Origin of the sequence: Kitasatospora sp. NPDC094016 (assembly GCF_040304045.1) — a bacterium.
GTDB lineage: Bacteria > Actinomycetota > Actinomycetes > Streptomycetales > Streptomycetaceae > Kitasatospora.
Genome location: NZ_JBEOUK010000028.1, coordinates 56,697 through 72,596 on the forward strand (window position 1 = coordinate 56,697; position 15,900 = coordinate 72,596).

Below are 15,900 nucleotides of genomic sequence, written 5' to 3' on the forward strand. Positions count from 1 at the left end.
GGTGCCTCTCTTCGGATGACGGGAGGGGGGCTCAGGCGGCGGCAGCGAACTGGACGTCCGTGACGAGCAGGGAACGGACGGCCCATTCGACGAGGTGTCCTTCGGCCATGGGCGGCGGATCGTCGTGGGGGCGCAGGTGCAGCTCTGCCGTGGGGCCCAGGGCAACCAGCAGACGGCCGTCGGCGTATCCGCGCAGCCGGGCCTGCGGAAGACAGCGGAGCTCGGCCAGGTGGGCGGCGGCGGCGATCTCCGCCAGGCGGCGCCGGAGCACTGGTGCGACGACAGTGCCGAAGCGGTTCATGCGTATGGCGTCGTCGTTGCAGGACCGTGCCAGCTCGCCGTCGAGGAAGTAGATCTCCACCCGCACCCCAAGAATCACTTGCGTTTACCCATCGGGTGCATGATACCGTCCTCTCAAGATCGAAGGATTCCATGCACCTATTTGGTAAATGAAACCCTCGGGCTCGGCTGCGCCCCTGCACTGAGCCCTGGTGCGGATCGCGCCAGTCCAAACCGGGGGCCCGGAGCTTCACCAGACCGCCCGGGGGACTCCAGCCGCCCGAACTGCTCGGCGGTCAGCCTGTTCCGCCGCGCCCTCTGCATCCACTGCTGACCCGTGAAAGGAACAGACCTGTGCAACACGTCAACAGCTTCCGCGCCTTCCTGCGGGACACCGTCAACCTCAGCCAGGCAAAGCTCGACCTCCTCGACAGTCGGGTCGAAGCCATCTACAAGGCACTCCGGAACGATCCCGAACTCGGCCCCCTGATTCTCGGCAAGGAGCGCCAGGGATCGTGGGCGCAGCGCACCATCATCAACCCCGTCGGGGAGAAGGAGTTCGACGCTGACTTCATGCTTCACCTCGCCGAGGTACCGGAATGGGCCGACAGCCCGAGGACCTACGTCGACAAGGTCTACGCGGCCCTCCACCGGCACAGCATCTACAAGGACATGCCCCACACCCGTAAGTGCCGCTGCGTGCAGCTACGTTATGCCAACTCCATGCACGTCGACGTCGTCCCGCATCTGTTCCTGGTGGACGGCCGGGAGGTGATCGTCAACCGGGACGACAACCAGTGGGAGCAGACCAACCCCGACGGCTTCACCGCCTGGATGCGGGAGAAGGACGACATCGCGGACGACAACCTCCGCAAGGTCATCCGGCTGATGAAGTTCCTGCGCGACCACAAGAACTCCTTCACCGGGACCCGGTCCATCATCCTCACCACTCTGCTCGGCGAACGCGTCAGCCAGGCAACGGCCCTGGCCCGCCCCGGCTGCTACGGCAACGTGCCCACAGCGCTGCTGACCATCGTCGAAGACCTCGACATATGGCTGCAGGCCCGCCCCGACAAGCCCTCGATCGCCGACCCCTCCGGATCCGGAGCGACCTTCGACCACCGATGGAACCAGACCACCTACAGCTACTTCCGCGCCCGCATCCACACTCACGCCCAGGAGATCCGCGAGGCCTTCGACGAGCAGGACCACGACAGGAGCGTGCGGTTGTGGCGGAGCCTGTTCGGCGGCTCCTTCCCCTCCCTGCCGGGCACCTCCTCCCCGTCGCGCGCCCCCAAGTTCGCCGCGGCGTCGCTGCTCACCACGGCCACGCGCACCGGACGCGCGGGATGACCAAGCGCAGGCCGCGCTCAGACGGCCCCAACGACTGGCAGCGGCTGCAGCTGGCCGAGCTCAAGGCACTCGCGGACAAACACCCCGGGGAGGTGCGGGTGGTTGGCAGGCCCCGCACCTCCCCGGGCGGGCAGGTGGCTGTCACCATTCACATCCGCACCGCGGACATGCCGCGCTCGCCGGGCGGCCTGCGCCTCGCCAACACCGAGGAGTTCCTGCTCGTCCTTCCCTCCACGCCCCTGGCCCCGCCCGAAGTACAGACCCTGGACCACCGGTTCGCCGGCACACCGCACGTCCTGCAGGGAAGCCGACTGTGCCTCTACCTCGACCCGGCCCGCGAATGGGACCCTCTCGCCGGCGTCCCCTCCGTCATGAGCCGCTTGTGGCAATGGCTCACCGACGCGGCAGCCGGAAAGTTCGACGCCGGCACCGCGCTCTACCACGCTGTCGGAGGCGTCCTCCATAGCACACCGGGCACTCCCGCCGTCGTCGTGCGCGAGCCGGTGGCGCACGCCCGGGCCGCGGTCGGCTGGCTCACTCCGCGCACCGCCTACCGTCTCGACCTGACCAGCCGCTCCCAGAGCGGCGACAGCCTCCGGACCCCGATCCTGACGCTGGAGCACGCGCTGCCCCTGGGCGCCGGCGAGACCCTGGCGCACCTGATGACCCTCATCGACGCCAGCCCCACCGGCACGCCCCGCCAGACGCCCCCGTCCGGCGCCGCTTCCCGGGCCCTGCTGACAGCCCTGGCCGCGAGCGCCTTACGCAACCCCGAAGGCACCGCGCAGCATTTCGTTCTGGCGGTTCCGCACCCAGCGGCGCCGCGCTCGCCCCTGTTCCTCCTCGCCGGACGCCTGCCGTCCGGCCCGAGCGACCTGCTGCGCCAGCTCGCCCGCCGCGCGACGCCACGTCACCTGAGTGCCCTGCCCGCCGAGGTGAGCGATGTCGGCATCGAATGGTGCTACCTCTCCGACGAGCGCCCCGCGGTCACCACCCGCCGCGACGCACAGCGGCCCGTCCACGCATTCGACGGCCGTCACGTCCACATCTGGGGGTGCGGCGGCATCGGCTCGTGGGCAGCCGAACTGATGGTCCGCGCCGGAGCCTCCCGCCTCACGCTCAGCGATCCCGGCCGGATCACCGGAGGCCTCCTCGTGCGGCAGAACTACACCGAGGACCACATCGGCATGCCGAAAGCCCATGCCCTGGCCCAACGGCTGGCCAGCATCCGGGACGACGTCTCCATCGACGTCGCCCCGCAACCCCCCTCACCCGAACTCCTGGAGGCGGCCGACCACGCCGACCTCATCCTCGACGCCACCATCAGCGTGACCGTCGCACGCTTCCTCGACCAGCTGGCACAACGCCCGCACCGCAAAGCCGTACTCGCCCAGCTGGCTGTGGACACCCGCACCGCGTCCCTGGGAATTCTCACACTCGTCGCCCCCGGCACTCACTGGGGCCCCAGCGCCGTCGACCAGGCCGCCGGCCGGTACGTCCTGGCCACACCGGACCTCGAGCCCTACCACGGCCTGTGGGCCGAGCCGGCGCCCGGGGACGAGCTACGGCCGGTCCGCGGCTGCTCCGTTCCCACGTTCCACGGCTCCGCCGCCGACCTGATGGCGACCACCGCGACCTTGGTCAACCTCCTCGGTACGCAGATGCGCGACCCGGTCTCCGGTACCCATCTGTGCGCCCAGCCTCACACCGGAGTCCAACCTGCGCACTGGTTCCTCGCCCACGGAGCCCCGGCGCTGCGAGCGCGCTGAACCCGTGCCGGGGCGCCGGGTACGTCAGGGGGCCGCCCGGCCCACCTCCAGCGTGGCAACGTACCGTCCTGCCAGCCGCTCGTAGATCACCAACTCGGGGTGCACCTGCGGGTGGTGCGTACGGCCCAGCGCCACCGCCGCGGACATGGGGAGGGCCGGCAGGACGTGAAGGCGCCGCAGAGTCTTCGCCTCGGTCTCCAGGCTTGCCAGGAAGCCCCGCATGGTGGTCTCCAGCGACTGCAGGGATGCTTGTTGCCGCAGGATGTCCGGGTGCGTCGACCTGCCGACCGGGCTGATCTCGTAGCGGCGCAGAGCGGTAAGCGCGGCCGGGACCTCATGCCGGGCTATCGTGCCGGAGACGTTCATGACCACCACCGCCTCGTCATCGGCCGGCACGTCCTGATCCACGCACACCGTGAACGCCGTTGCCGAGCCCGTCTCCGCCGGCCAGGTCCACGACTGCTCGGGCCGGTGGCGCTGGTACACATCCGTCGGCACGGTGTCGTCCAGCACGGACCCCAAGTACACGAGCAGGGGAAGCCGCGCGAACCCGAACACGCTCACATGCTGTACCACGCCGCGTTCGATTCCCTCCCTCAGCTGATGCCTGAGCACGTCGCCGATGGCCCTGACCGCGTACTCGTAGTAGCTGCGGCTGCTCGCAGCCGCGGACTGCGCGTCCTGGGACGGGTCGCAGAACTCGCCGAGAATGCGCTGCAGGTCGACCTCTATCCCATGGCGCGCATAGGAGTTCAGGAACCGCGGGAAGCGACCCACCGCGGTCACGGCGAGGGCGGCCGCATCCTGTGACAGCTCGACGGCCTGTCCGTGGACCGATCCCAATACCCGCACCACCGTCGTGGTGCGATCCTGGCCCAGCCCCGTCACGTGCCGGATGCGGTCCTCGTGGTCCTGCTTCACCCGCCGCAGCCGCTCGACAGTGAAGACGTCCAGGGCGCCCTGCGCATCGATCTCGGCGTGATCGCGGGGGCACAGCAGGATCAGGTTGTCCACGTTGCCCCGCAGGACGGGACTCAGCGCGTGACCACCCCGCGGCGAGCGCGCGTCGGTGCTCTGCCCGACGATGTGCGCCGCCTCGCCCAGGCTCAGTGGGCGCCCCGACAAGGGGCCCTCCAACAGGTACGTGTTGCACAGCGCGCACCGCCCCCCGCTGCGCACCCACAGTTCCAAGCGGTCAGGAGCGGGGAGAGACTGCCGCCGACGCGCCGGATGACCCCCACTCAAAATTCTGCTGCCTTCGTCGCGTCCAAGCTCTACCGGATCCGACTCTAAGCCATAACTCCCATCTCCCAGGCAAGTTGACAGCATCGGCCGTATCGGATCGCCGCATCGCGAGAGGCTGCGGGCGTCACGTTCAAGTACCTGAGCGAGGAGTTCGAGCGACGGACGCTGCCAGATCCGAGCGCGCCCGTAGAGTCCAGGGGCGGCTGCTGGCATCGACATGTGACCGGGTCGTGGCCGTTGACGACCGAGCCGAACGCACTGGACAGCTGCCGGATACGGGTGATCGCGTGGTCGTATGAGCCTCGCTGTTGATGTGTTCGTTGTCGGTGGTCACGGCGAGATGAGTGTGCAGGAGGTTCCCAACGGTTGCTCCGACCTGGCCGGCCCCGAGAGTTGGCGCACCACGGTGTGGGGCTCGGCCGCAGTCCGTTCGCTGGGGGTGCGGTTCTTCCCGGAACTGTCCAGCGTGGATCTCGTCGTCGTACCTGATCAGGTGTCGGATTTCCTGTGGGAGTGAGCGCTCATCCGCGACAGCCTGGACTCCGTCACTCCCCGACGGGACCCAGAGGTGGTGGACGAGGGCTATGTCCTGCAGGTGTCAGCGCGCCTCGCCAACATCGAGGACGCAGCCGAGCGGGCACTGAAGAGCGGCGCCGGCGTCATCATCTGGTAGGCCAGCACCGCGCCCGCAACGATGCTGGGCACCGGCCGCGTGACGCAGTTCGGTTACGGGCGCCGCGAGCCGGTGGGCGCTACTTCAGATAGATCCGGTCCTGCAGTTGCTCCTCTGCCCATGCCTGAGTGGCCTGCAGATCGAACCACACCCGGTCACGCCGCGCGTCGGGCTCGGCCCGACCGCGACCCAGGTGAAGACTCCCAATAGAACCTCGCGCGGGTACGAGGGGGCAGCCACCGACAGCGCGAACCGGATCGCGAGCCCGGCGCGTGACGATCATGTGCTGATTGTCGGGTTCCGGACGGCCACCGATGAGGAAGCCCGGATGCTCGAGAACCTTGATCCACTCCAGCTGGGCGCCGGCGGCCTGCTGCTCCAGGATCTTGGCGATCTCGTCCCGGATCGCCTGGACGGGGTCGTCACCGAGCCAGCCCAGCCAGTGGTCGGTCTCTGTCAGCTTGCCGAAATCGTCCTTGGGCGGACCGAAGCCAGGGTTGACCTCGTACTCGCCGGTCAACCGACCATCCGTTCCTACTCGCCAGAACCCGCGGATAGCCTCCGGAGGCACGAAGCCGTCAGGGTCGCCGATGAACTCCGGATCGATCTCCGCCACCCATCCCCCGGGTTCGCCGCAGCCGCAGCCACCAGCTCCGGTCGTCGGCCTGCACCATGTCCAACGCCCCCACCACCCCGACCGTAGTAGAGCCACGGAACGTGTCCAGCCTGCGAGCGATGCTCCGGTGATGCCAGGCCTGCCAGCCGCTGATACTCCTTTGGCGGCGCGGCGTCGCCAGGCGAGGCCCGCGCCCTGTTGCACCGGTGCCAGTCTGACTGCGGCCGCAACCTCGAGGCCTCAGGTGAGACCAAGCCGTAACGCGAGCGTGGCAGATCGAATACCGTGACCAGCGATGGATATCTGGCAATCCTGACCACGACGGAGGGCCAAACGAGACAGCAGCCCTTGGCAAAATCGAGGATACTAAATCCCGAACGGGCCGCGCCCCAATGCGAGATGCTCTTTCAGCTCGGCGCGCTCATCATCCGAAAGATCTCTTCTATTGAGCTCAATTTGCTCCAGCATCTTGGGGGCCCAGAGAAATCTTATACAGCCGCGCTCGTCTGCAGCCCTGGCGAAGCGCATGATTTGTTCAGCCAGACCCCAGAGTCCGATAGACTCCAAGAGGATATCGCCACCCGCTTCCCACTTCTTAAAAATGAACCTACCCTTCCATCCTCCTTCGCGCCCAAAGTCACCTGTCCGGTACAGCTTGAACAGCTTTGCGCCGTCTAGGGTCGCCACAGCAACTCTGACCAACCGCTGCGAATCAAGAAGTCGCCCCCCATGCAGAAGGCTGCGATAGAGAGCGCCAATTTCATCCGGCTGGCGCACTCGGCAGTAGGCAGCAAGAAGCCGTACGGCGTCATTCGATCGATCCGCATCGTGCAGTTGTTCCAATTGGCGGTAAATGGCATCTTGGAAATCTTGCCAAAGTCGTTGAGCCCCCTCCCGCTTTCCATCGGCAACCGATCCCCGAAATGGAAACAATTCACCGGAAATCGACTGCGGCGTGGGCATCCTTATCCCGCGCGACACCAAGGACTCTACATCCTGGCCTGCTACCTCTCGCCCGCGCCCAAACCGCACTTCCCCGTCAGCCCTGGCAGAGTTGAACGCGAGAGGATAGGACGCAGCGGTATCGGTGCCGCGCTGGTTAGGAACAGGCAGGTTGGCCGCAAAGAGGCTCCGCTTCAAATGCGGAAATATGTCCGCAAATGTCAGCACATCCGGTCCACCCGGAATCCCATCTTCCAGTATTTTGACTAGCTGTTCCGTGAAGCCCGTGCAGCGATCTGCATTCCCGGCATGAGCGACTCGATCTGCGGCAGTGAGCGTGTATGTGCCGGATACGTCCGTTAGATCTGCCAGTTGACTCACCTCAGACGACAGGTGAGAAATCGCCCGACCCGAATAGCAGCAGTCGAGAATAATCGACTTCATTCGCGCTGGACTATGCAGCAATGCGTCCCGTATCCACCGATACTCCAGTCCGGTAATATCAGGATGCTCGGAGCTAGTGTCACGCAAGGCCATTATTAGTTGACCATCCGACGAGAGGGTGCCATGGCCTACGAAATAGATTAGTAGCGCCCCTGATGTCTCCGAGCAAATCTGCCGGATCTGCCGCACGAGAAGGCGACTGTCTTCGGGATTGACAAGGATTGTTATTTTATCTTCCGGCCACGCCCCAAGCCAGTCATCCGCAAGCAGTGCATGCATGCGCGAAATGCTGTTAACAACGGCTGGGACGTCTGGAAACTCAGGGTCTTGATACTCGCTAGTGCCAATCAGGACCGCGTGCGAGTCGGAACGGTCGATACCCTCAGCCGTCGCCATTCGAGGCACCGTTCAAGAAGTCTCGGATAGTTGAAGCGGCAGCATCGATCTCTCTACTCCGGACCCGACTCCCCTGGATCTCTATCTTTCGACCCTCGGATTCGATGGAAATCTTGACATCCGAACGCCGAGTCTGGAGCCAGGTACTCACCGACTGTGCCAGGACCGCCCCAGCACCACCGGAGCCCAACGCCACGCTCAGCAGGTCTATGGCACCGCCGAGCGCGTGTTCGCCCACCTTGCCGGGAACGAGCTCCACGCTGCCGCCGAGACCACGCTCGCTCCTGAGCCAGTCCGCTAAGCCCGTCAGCTCATCTATGTCATTACTGTTGGTCTCAACCCCGATCAGCACCGTCACATGGGCATTGTGCCAAATGCGATCCTGCGGTGTCATGAACTCGCGGTCATCCGGCGGGAGTCAGCGGTGCACGCGCCATGCGTGCGTGCGCGACTCAAGAGCAGCTTGCCCATGTAGCGGACAGCCCCGGAGGTGACCGGGTCAGGCTCCAGCGTCCGCCCGCCACCGGGGCGATCGACGATCCGGTACCCGTAGGGCGGCTGGCCGCCGGCCCACCGGTCCGTCTTCCGCAGATGCCTGTGCGCGCCGGCCACCCGGGCCTTGATCCGTTTGAGCTCCATCTCCGCGAAGATCGACACCAGCATCAGGAAGACCTTCGCCAGCTCGTTCCCGAACGACGACTCCCGACCCTCCCGGTAGTCCAGGGTGATCCCGTCGTCGGTGAACACCAGGACCTTGTGGTTCTCCTCCGCCCAGTACGCCACGTCCGCGCAGTCCTTGGCGGACCGGAACGCCCGGTCGACCTTCGCCCACACCATCGCGTCTCACTCGCCCTGCCGCTCGGTCAACCACGGACCCAGGTCCGGGCGCTTCTACGGCGTGACCTCGGCGGAGACGTCCAGGTCCTCGAAGGATCGGACGATCTCCCACTCCTTCGACAGCGCGTGCCGGGTCGCCGACTCCGCCTGCACCAGGTGCGAGACCTTGCCCTCGTCCCCGTGCGTGTCCGAGACACGCGAGCCCACCACAGCTCGAACCGGTGCCGTAGCCGTCACAATGCTCATGGGCTTCCCCCCTACCGCCCAGGCCAGCAGGCACCCTCGAATAGCACATGCTCGAACGGGTAGACCTTTTTCGAAAAGGCGTCGTTCCGCTGGCGCATCGACCTCCAGGTCACCACCCCCGGCCTCGCCGCCAAGGCCGTCGACGCCTACGTCGAGCGGGCTGCCACCCACACCGAACACTGGAGCGACCACGCGCCGGTGACCGTGGTTTTCGACCACCAGTTCTGACAGCTCGCCACGGGCAGGGCCCCAGGAAGACAGGAGCTCTGCCCGGACGTCTTCATCGTCATAGCCCGGGCGAAGGACCGGTTCCTAGGAAACATCTCCGCCCGTCCAGGACCAACCATCCCCGCGCGTGCGGGGCCGATACGACGTCGGCCAGGTCCCGGGAGCCGAGCAGGGGAACATCCCCGCGCGTGCGGGGCCGACTTGCCCGAACCGATTTCTCCGAAGGTAATCCAGGGAACATCCCCGCGCGTGCGGGGCCGATTTTCCGTCCCGGTACACCTCGACCACCGAGGCAGGAACATCCCCGCGCGTGCGGGGCCGATGCGGCGCGGGGCGACAGGCGACAGACGGGCTGGGGAACATCCCCGCGCGTGCGGGGCCGATGCTTCGTGACCTGCGGGTTTATCGGCGGGGGCGGGCCGAGAGGATCAGTCCGTCGAAGTCGACGGGCTTCCAGCGATCCTTGCCGGCGGTGCGGACCGTCCAGCCCTGTTCGTTGGTGGCGGGTTCGACGAGGACGGCTTGGCCGTCGCCGATGCGGGTCGCGAGGAGGTCCCAGAGGCGGTCGCGGATGCGGCGGCTCGGGGTGCCGACGAAGACGCCGGCGTTGACCTCGACCATCCAGCGGGTGAGGTGGCCGCGCAGGCCTTCGGGTGCTGCGATGAGGATGATGACGGTCATGGGCTGCTCGTGTCCTGGGTGAACTCCGGGCCGATGATGGCCAGGTGTTCGTCGCCCATTCCCGGGTCGGAGGCGGCGGGCACCGACGGGCCTTCGGTGCCCGACCAGTTGACGCCGCCCTGGACAGTTCCGACACGTTCGTCCCAGAGTTCGTTGACCTCGACGTCGGGCATGTCGGTGCCGTCCGGGCTGAGGAGGGTCTTGACGTCGTGGACGATACGGCCCAGCAGCTTGTCCTGGGCGATGCGGTCGCGCAGGGCGAGGCGGGCGTCGCGTTCCTCGGTGTGGCCCTGCTTGGCGAGGTCGAAGGCGAGGGGGATGGTGTATTCGGCCTTGTAGAGGTCCGCGATGTCGAGGACGAACGAGGTCGCCAGTCCGGTGTGGACGAAGCCGAGGCCGGGGCTGGCGCCGAGGCCGGTGATGACGGCGTGACAGATCCCGTAGAGCGCGGCGTTGGCCGCCGACAGGAGGCGGTTGAGGTCGTCGCCTGCGGCGTGGGCGTCGCCGGCCTTGTAGACGCGGCCGTTCCACGGGACGCCGGTTCGGCGTGATTCGGCTTGGTAGAGCTTGCGGATGCGGGCGCCCTCGCGGCCGCGCAGCTGCTGCATGGTGGCCGTGCTGACGTCCTCGCCGGGGAAGCGCATGCGGTACATGGTCCGGGCGACGGCGAGGCGTTCCTTGGTCCGACTGACCAGCCAGGCCTGCCGGTTGAGCAGGCCCGCGCCACGGCTGGGGCCGAGTCCTGCGGCGTACATGCGCACGCCCTGCTCGCCGACCCAGCACACGGTGGTGCCGGAGTCGGCGAGGAGGTTGACGGCGCCGTGGGTGATGCGGGTGCCCGGGCCGAGCAGCATCACGGCGACCATGGCGGCCGGGACGCGGACGGTCTCGCGCTTGTTGATGACGACGACGGCGTTCTCGTCGCGGTCGATGTGGCTGCGTTCCACGTAGACGCTGGAGACGCGGTCGGCGAGGCGGTGCAGGTCGTGGGGGTGGGCTTTCCACCAGATGTCGGCCATCGGTCAGCGGGCTCCGGCGGGGGGCGGGGCGAGGGTGAGCAGGCCGCAGCCGTAGGCCTTGGAGGGGCCGATGCCGCCGAGGAGGGCGGCCTGCAGGAGGCCCGGGTCGGTGATGGACAGGCGGCCTTCGAAGGTGGCGGTGGTGAGCGTGACGGCGGTGCGGGTGCCGGGCTTGGTGAAGGTGGTGCGGCTGCGGTCGGTGATCCGTACCTCGCGGGCCGGCTGGGCGTCGGTGGCCGATGGTTCGAGGCCCGGCGCCGGACCGTCGGTGCGGGCCTCGGGGATGGTGAAGCCCCAGCGGCCGGTGCGGTCCAGGAACCAGGTGAGCTGCTGGGCGGCGGTGCGGTGGGCCATGCGGTAGGAGCGGTGGTGGAGTTCGGCGGCGGTCTTGGTGCGGTGCGCGCTCGCCTTGTCGGGCTTGGAGGTGTTCTGGACGGGGCTCGCTTTGAGGCGGAAGGCGAACTCCCGGCCGACGGCGAGTTGGGCGAACAGCGGGCTGTAGTCGCGGATCGCGTAGTGCTCGCCGTCGGCGTCGGGCCATCCGGCCTGTTCGACGATGTGGGTCCAGTCCGGCTTGGACGGGGTGAGGACGAGCAGCACGGGGCGGCGCGGGTGGTCGGCGTCCAGGCGCCACAGGATCCGGTCACCAGGGGCGGTGTCGGGGACGCCTGCCGTGACGGCGCCGTGCAGGGCCCGGGGGTTGGCGAGTAGGTTGCGGCTGGCCGCGCGCAGGGGGTTGATGCGGACGCGGGAGAGGTAGGTCATCGGGTCACCAGCCCAGCAGGGCGAACGGGTCGTGGCCGTCGGCCGCGGCGGCCGGTTCGGCGGGCGTGGTCATCGGGTCGAGCCCGCTGGGGACGTCGAGCCAGGCGTGGCGGATCCGCCGTGTGGAGAAGCCGCGTTCGCGGGGGTCGAAGGAGCGCGGGACGTCCTGGAAGGTGTCGCCGCCCGACGGGTCGTCGAAGGTCGCGGCCAGGTCGATCCGGTGGGGAGAGAACGGCGCGGGGGCCCGCTCGGCCCGCCGTCGGTAGGCGTTCTTGGCAGCCTGGCCCGCCTGCCAGGGCTCCTCGGCCAGGACGTTTTCCACGGTGCCGCCGCGCACCTCGCCGAGGGCGATCGGCTGGGTGGGGACGCAGGAGCGCCGGCCGAGGGCGAGCGGGAAGGCGGGGCGGCGGACCGCCTCGGCGAGTGCCGTGACGAGGGCGGCCGGGCCCTGGACGGCTGCGACGAACACCGCGTCCTGGAGGTAGTAGCGGTGGGTGACGTGGGTGTCCTTGGCCGGGGAGGTCGGCTTCTGCAGGCCTTTGGCGTTGACGCCGGCCTGCGGAAGCGGCCGACCCCGGTAGTCGCTGACGGTGTGGTAGTCGCGCAGCAGCGTGCCGGGCTGGTCGATGCGCACGCCCAGGCGCAGGCCGACCAGGGCGGTGATGTCCGCTTCGCGACCAAGTCCGGCGGCGGCGGCGAGCAGGCCGACGACGCCGGACTTGGTCGGCTGGGGCGGGGTGTCACGGCGGTTGAAGGCGCTACGGTCGCCCCAGGACTGGAGCGGGCCGGCCAGACGCAGGACGAGGACCGCCTGTTCCTCGTCGGCCGTGGCCTGCGTGGGGGTGGGGTTGGCGGGCATCAGTTGTCGTTCACCCGCTCGGTGAGGGCGGTGCGCAGTCCCTCGCGCAGCTCGGGGAAGGTGCGGTTCGCGCCGAAAGCCTTCGTCAGCTCCTCCCCGGTCTCGTCGGCGCCTTCGGTGAAGGTGTGGCAGATGCCGACGTACAGCGGGGTGTCGCCCCACTGCTCGGTGGCGGTGGCGAACTCCCCGGCGAGGCGGCGCGCGGATTCCGCGACGATGCCCCGGCTCGCCGGGACCGGGTTCTCGTACGCGGAGACGAGGTTCACGGGCTGGTCGGCGCGCACGACGACGGCCACCAGGCTGGGGCGGGTGCGGTGGGCGAAGGAGTTGCCGTAACCGGTGGGCATGGAGCGGGCGAAGGAGTCGACGAACAGGTCGACGGCGTCGACGGCGGCCTTGTCGTCGCCGAGGTTGCCGCGCAGCTGGTGCAGACCGACGGTCGCGTAGCGGTAGAGGGTAGCGGAGTTGAAGCCGATGGTGCCGATCATCCCGGCGCCGGTCTCCTCGGCGGTGTTCTCGTCGTCTACAGCCGTGTAGTAGTCGAATTCGAGTTCGGCGGCGTGGGTGGAGATCGCGTGGGCGACCTGCGTCGCGGCATCCACGTTCAGGCCGGGGATGTCCGCGACCATGCGTCCGAAGAGTGCGACGTCCGCCGGGTGGCCGCTCTGGAGCTGTTCCTTGACCGGCAACGCCTTGACCGCCTCTTCCAGGGCCTTGGCGTCGAGGGCGGCGAGGTCGGCGGCGGTGTCGGCGACCAGGTCGACGATGCCGTCCAGCTGGCGGCGCCCGTAGAAGAGGAGGTAAGCGGTGTCGCCCTCCTTCTTGCCCGCCGAGATGCCGGTGGACTTGATCAGGGCGCCGGCGATCCGCTGCGCGATCTCGGCCTCGATGCCGGTGCGCTCGGCGATGCCCTTGGCGAGCTGGGAGGCGATCCGCTTGGTGCGGGTGGCGAGGTCCTGCCGGTCGCGGCTCTCGGCGAAGTGGATGCGGGTGGCGCGCTTCCAGGCCTGGGAGGAGACGCGCGAGCGGCGCTTGCCGCCGAAGTAGGCCTCCTTCGGGTTGCCGTTGTCGTCCCGGTTGAGGTTCGCCGGCGGGACGGTCTGCAGGATGTGCACGTCGATGTAGAGGCGGTCGGTCATGCGCTACTCCGTAGATGGGTGGTAGTCCGGGTGGATCGAAGCGCGATCAGTCGGCGGGGGCCTTGTCCTTCCAGGCCTGGTAGCCGATGGCCCACTTGAGGCGGACCTGCGGGCGCCGGTCGGTGTGGTGCCAGGCCTGGATGTCGGCCATCAGGTGGTTGTAGTCCAGCGGTTGCCCGACGGTGCGCAGCTGGGTGATCAGGCCGCGAAGGTGGACCAGCAGCGCGGACACGCTGGTGGCGCCCGCGAGTTGCGCGACGCGGGTGTCGAGCGCCTCTTCGCTGAACTTGCCGCTGCGGCGCAAGGCTCGCAGGGCTTCGCCGAGCTTGATACCGCGGCGGTGCATCGGTGTGGACTGGCTCTGCTGGTGCAGGCCGTAGAGGGCGAGGGCGGCGTGCTCGGCCTTCTGCTCGTCGGAGACCTCGTCGCGCAGCGCGAGGACGTCGTTGACCTCGCAGCTGTAGAGCGGCCACATCTTGGGGCTGTCCATGACGGGGCGCCCGAGGCCGGAGCGCAGGGCCGCGAGGTCTTCGCCGGGCGGGCGGCGCGGTTGCCCGCTACGGGGGTCGAGGCGCCAGGTGTGGTCGGGGGCGGTGCATGCGTCCCAGTACGGGCGTCGTTTGGCGGAGGTGGTGTGTTCAGTCGTCAAGGTCCGCTCCAGGGGCGGGGTCGGGGTCGGGTCCGGTCTCGGCGGCCCGGGCAGCGGCCGCTTCCCGAAGGGCGTCGGCGTACCGGGGAAGGATCTCGTGGAGCTGGTTCCGGAAGTTGGCACCGGCTGTGCCGAGCGTGTAGGTCTTCGGCTTGCCCGACTTGCCGGCCGGGCTGACGGTGCGACCCTCGAAGGTGGTGGCGGGGGCGGCCAGCAGGAGCTCGTTCGCGGTGCTCCGCGCACGGTGGTGGGCGAGTTCCTCCCAGGCGAGCCTGCCCCGCTCCAGGATGTCGTCGTCGGTACCGGCGGCACGGACGCCGGCGAGCAGGCGGCGCACCAGGGGGTCGAGGGTGTGCAGGAGGAGGTCGCCGGGGCGCTGACCCTTGTCCCAGGGGATGGGGTCGGTGCCAGCGGCTCGGCGCAGGTCGGCGGAGAGGTTGTTGACGGCTTTCGCGAGGCGTTCTGCCTGTTCGGCGACGTCCAGGAGGAGCTCGTGGGCTTCGCTGTCCTGGTGGAGGGCGAGCAGCGGCAGTGGGATCACGTCGTGGATGACGTCCTCGACAACGGAGGACTGGGTGCCGTAGACCATGCCGAAGGTCTCGACCTGGAGCGGGTAGTCGGCGTCGAGCTTCCCGAGTACCCGCAGGGCACTGGCCTCGTCCAGCAGGACGCTGGTCTCGAAGACGCCGTCCGGGCCTTGGCGGGCCGGGGTGAGGAGGGCGTCCAGTCCCCGCCAGGCAGCCTTGCCCTGGGTGTGCCGGCGCGGCCTGCGCTCGGGCACGGCCGACGCGGACTTCTTGGCGGGCGCGGTGAACGTCCAGGCGGTGTGCGGCTCCTGTAGGGGCAGGAGCGTGAGCCGGTCACCGGCGCTGACCACCACCCGGGCGACCTTCAGCCGGCCGTCCTCGTCCTGGTGCGGGACGAGCCGGATCCGCCGGGCCTGCCACGTCCACAGGTCGAGCAGGCCCTCGGCCGGGCGCGGAGTCCAGGCGGGGCCGTGCGGACCCCTTGTCCACTGCGGGGCTCCGAGGACGCCGGCCGGGGTGACCGGTAGGTTCAGCAGGAGGGTCTCGTACAAGGTGCGCCCGGTGGGAATGATGACGCCGAGCTGGCCGAGCGGGCCGGTCGGGTTCCCTGTCGTCTTGCCCGCTTTGACCTGGTCGTCGCCGACGACACCGGTCTTGATCGCCGCGGTGTCCCAGCAGTGCGTGTGCACGAGCCAGTGGGCGGCCTGGGCCGGCGTCAGGTCGAGCGGGTCCGCGTCGCTGCGGCTGGCGAACAGCGGGACGTTGTTGCCGCTCGCCGCCGTCGCCACCAGGGCAGCGGAGCCCTTCGTCTCGCCCTTGGCCGTCCGCAAGTCGGCGACCTGCGCGAACGGGGCGACCGGGTCGAAGAGATCGAACTTCGCACGGTGCTCGTCGAGGTAGGCCTGGAGCCTGTCGAGCTCGTCCTGCGTGAACCCGTCCTTCTGTGCGAGCCGGTCACCCTTCTCCCGCAGGGTTCCAGGAACGCCGGTGGCGTGGGCGACGACGGGCAGCAGGACCTGGCGCAGGACTGCCGGCAGCTGGGTGGAGAACTCGACGACGAGGCCCTCGAACTCGTGGGCCCGCGCCAGAATCTCGGCGACCCCCAGCTCCACGGGCGGGCCACCGCCGACGGGCCGCGCCGTCAGCCACGGTTCCTCGACAAGGTTGTACCCAGGCACGCGCTGTTCTCCCATACTGGCCTTGCTAGTTGAGTGCAAGATTCATCCTTGCATC

The 15,900-nt window shown here is 68.6% G+C and carries 17 protein-coding genes and 1 pseudogene; 4 read left to right on the forward strand and 14 right to left on the reverse strand.

Annotation, left to right across the window (positions count from 1 at the left end):
- Window positions 1-31 precede the first annotated feature (31 nt).
- The gene (locus ABT015_RS24265) at window positions 32-361 is read right to left on the reverse strand and encodes a hypothetical protein (RefSeq protein WP_350882424.1); all 330 of its coding nucleotides are present in this window, start codon (window positions 359-361) and stop codon (window positions 32-34) included.
- Window positions 362-633: 272 nt separating this feature from the next.
- On the opposite strand from ABT015_RS24265, the gene ABT015_RS24270 reads away from it, so the two are divergent.
- Both ABT015_RS24270 and ABT015_RS24275 read left to right on the forward strand, forming a co-directional pair.
- Window positions 634-1,632 (forward strand): SMODS domain-containing nucleotidyltransferase, encoded by a 999-nt coding sequence (locus ABT015_RS24270; RefSeq protein ID WP_350882427.1) that lies wholly within the window; start codon window positions 634-636, stop codon window positions 1,630-1,632.
- Complete coding sequence (locus tag ABT015_RS24275) at window positions 1,629-3,401, forward strand: ThiF family adenylyltransferase (RefSeq protein WP_350882429.1); 1,773 nt, start codon at window positions 1,629-1,631, stop codon at window positions 3,399-3,401. The genes ABT015_RS24270 and ABT015_RS24275 overlap by 4 nt, the downstream gene beginning before the upstream one ends.
- A gap of 24 nt (window positions 3,402-3,425) precedes the next feature.
- Here ABT015_RS24275 and ABT015_RS24280 read toward each other — a convergent pair whose 3' ends face one another.
- On the reverse strand, window positions 3,426-4,592 hold the full coding sequence (locus ABT015_RS24280; protein WP_350882431.1) for an SAVED domain-containing protein: 1,167 nt from the start codon (window positions 4,590-4,592) through the stop codon (window positions 3,426-3,428).
- A gap of 349 nt (window positions 4,593-4,941) precedes the next feature.
- Here ABT015_RS24280 and ABT015_RS24285 point away from each other — a divergent pair, with 349 nt between their 5' ends.
- The gene (locus tag ABT015_RS24285; RefSeq protein WP_350882433.1) at window positions 4,942-5,163 is read left to right on the forward strand and encodes a hypothetical protein; all 222 of its coding nucleotides are present in this window, start codon (window positions 4,942-4,944) and stop codon (window positions 5,161-5,163) included.
- 235 nt (window positions 5,164-5,398) lie between these two features.
- Here the strand turns inward: ABT015_RS24285 and ABT015_RS24290 are convergent, their stop codons facing one another.
- The 5 genes from ABT015_RS24290 to ABT015_RS24310 all read right to left on the reverse strand — a co-directional run bounded on the left by ABT015_RS24290 (window position 5,399) and on the right by ABT015_RS24310 (window position 8,764).
- On the reverse strand, window positions 5,399-5,935 hold the full coding sequence (locus tag ABT015_RS24290; RefSeq protein WP_350882435.1) for a hypothetical protein: 537 nt from the start codon (window positions 5,933-5,935) through the stop codon (window positions 5,399-5,401).
- Window positions 5,936-6,301: 366 nt separating this feature from the next.
- Complete coding sequence (locus ABT015_RS24295) at window positions 6,302-7,717, reverse strand: caspase family protein (RefSeq protein WP_502897389.1); 1,416 nt, start codon at window positions 7,715-7,717, stop codon at window positions 6,302-6,304.
- Complete coding sequence (locus tag ABT015_RS24300; RefSeq protein ID WP_350882439.1) at window positions 7,704-8,075, reverse strand: effector-associated constant component EACC1; 372 nt, start codon at window positions 8,073-8,075, stop codon at window positions 7,704-7,706. The genes ABT015_RS24295 and ABT015_RS24300 overlap by 14 nt, the downstream gene beginning before the upstream one ends.
- A gap of 32 nt (window positions 8,076-8,107) precedes the next feature.
- Complete coding sequence (locus ABT015_RS24305; RefSeq protein WP_350882441.1) at window positions 8,108-8,554, reverse strand: recombinase family protein; 447 nt, start codon at window positions 8,552-8,554, stop codon at window positions 8,108-8,110.
- A 54-nt stretch (window positions 8,555-8,608) separates the two neighbouring features.
- The gene (locus tag ABT015_RS24310) at window positions 8,609-8,764 is read right to left on the reverse strand and encodes a hypothetical protein (RefSeq protein ID WP_350882443.1); all 156 of its coding nucleotides are present in this window, start codon (window positions 8,762-8,764) and stop codon (window positions 8,609-8,611) included.
- A gap of 126 nt (window positions 8,765-8,890) precedes the next feature.
- Between ABT015_RS24310 and ABT015_RS24315 the strand changes: the two are divergent.
- Window positions 8,891-9,028: pseudogene (locus ABT015_RS24315) on the forward strand (exodeoxyribonuclease III); the annotation flags it as partial.
- A gap of 402 nt (window positions 9,029-9,430) precedes the next feature.
- On the opposite strand, the gene cas2e reads toward ABT015_RS24315, so the two are convergent.
- From cas2e to casA, 7 genes are read right to left on the reverse strand one after another with little or no spacing between them, the layout of a single operon-like run.
- Window positions 9,431-9,709 (reverse strand): type I-E CRISPR-associated endoribonuclease Cas2e, encoded by a 279-nt coding sequence (cas2e, locus tag ABT015_RS24320; RefSeq protein WP_350882445.1) that lies wholly within the window; start codon window positions 9,707-9,709, stop codon window positions 9,431-9,433.
- Window positions 9,706-10,728, reverse strand: a complete 1,023-nt coding sequence (gene cas1e / locus ABT015_RS24325) for a type I-E CRISPR-associated endonuclease Cas1e (protein WP_350882447.1) — start codon at window positions 10,726-10,728, stop codon at window positions 9,706-9,708. Before cas1e ends, cas2e begins: the two co-directional genes overlap by 4 nt.
- 3 nt (window positions 10,729-10,731) lie before the next feature.
- Window positions 10,732-11,493, reverse strand: coding sequence for a type I-E CRISPR-associated protein Cas6/Cse3/CasE (cas6e, locus tag ABT015_RS24330; protein ID WP_350882449.1), 762 nt, complete (start codon window positions 11,491-11,493; stop codon window positions 10,732-10,734).
- Window positions 11,494-11,497: 4 nt separating this feature from the next.
- Entirely contained in the window at window positions 11,498-12,352 is an 855-nt protein-coding gene (gene cas5e / locus ABT015_RS24335; protein ID WP_350882451.1) for a type I-E CRISPR-associated protein Cas5/CasD, read from the reverse strand.
- Window positions 12,352-13,491: a type I-E CRISPR-associated protein Cas7/Cse4/CasC gene (gene cas7e, locus ABT015_RS24340; RefSeq protein ID WP_350882453.1), complete on the reverse strand. Its 1,140-nt coding sequence runs from the start codon at window positions 13,489-13,491 to the stop codon at window positions 12,352-12,354. The genes cas5e and cas7e overlap by 1 nt, the downstream gene beginning before the upstream one ends.
- A 46-nt stretch (window positions 13,492-13,537) precedes the next feature.
- Window positions 13,538-14,140 carry a type I-E CRISPR-associated protein Cse2/CasB gene (casB, locus tag ABT015_RS24345; protein ID WP_350882455.1) on the reverse strand — a complete coding sequence of 201 codons (603 nt, stop codon included), beginning with the start codon at window positions 14,138-14,140 and terminating at the stop codon, window positions 13,538-13,540.
- Window positions 14,130-15,845 (reverse strand): type I-E CRISPR-associated protein Cse1/CasA, encoded by a 1,716-nt coding sequence (gene casA, locus ABT015_RS24350; protein ID WP_350882458.1) that lies wholly within the window; start codon window positions 15,843-15,845, stop codon window positions 14,130-14,132. The genes casB and casA overlap by 11 nt, the downstream gene beginning before the upstream one ends.
- Between the last annotated feature and the right edge of the window lie 55 nt (window positions 15,846-15,900).

What these genes read in the sequence shown, in the direction of transcription:
- cas5e (WP_350882451.1), bottom strand. Translation starts at nt 12,352, where the DNA reads ATGCCCGCCAACCCCACCCCCACGCAGGCCACGGCCGACGAGGAACAG.
- cas1e (WP_350882447.1), bottom strand. Translation starts at nt 10,728, where the DNA reads ATGGCCGACATCTGGTGGAAAGCCCACCCCCACGACCTGCACCGCCTC.
- ABT015_RS24305 (WP_350882441.1), bottom strand. Translation starts at nt 8,554, where the DNA reads ATGGTGTGGGCGAAGGTCGACCGGGCGTTCCGGTCCGCCAAGGACTGC.
- ABT015_RS24295 (WP_502897389.1), bottom strand. Translation starts at nt 7,717, where the DNA reads ATGGCGACGGCTGAGGGTATCGACCGTTCCGACTCGCACGCGGTCCTG.
- ABT015_RS24285 (WP_350882433.1), top strand. Translation starts at nt 4,942, where the DNA reads ATGAGCCTCGCTGTTGATGTGTTCGTTGTCGGTGGTCACGGCGAGATG.
- cas7e (WP_350882453.1), bottom strand. Translation starts at nt 13,491, where the DNA reads ATGACCGACCGCCTCTACATCGACGTGCACATCCTGCAGACCGTCCCG.
- cas6e (WP_350882449.1), bottom strand. Translation starts at nt 11,493, where the DNA reads ATGACCTACCTCTCCCGCGTCCGCATCAACCCCCTGCGCGCGGCCAGC.
- cas2e (WP_350882445.1), bottom strand. Translation starts at nt 9,709, where the DNA reads ATGACCGTCATCATCCTCATCGCAGCACCCGAAGGCCTGCGCGGCCAC.
- ABT015_RS24275 (WP_350882429.1), top strand. Translation starts at nt 1,629, where the DNA reads ATGACCAAGCGCAGGCCGCGCTCAGACGGCCCCAACGACTGGCAGCGG.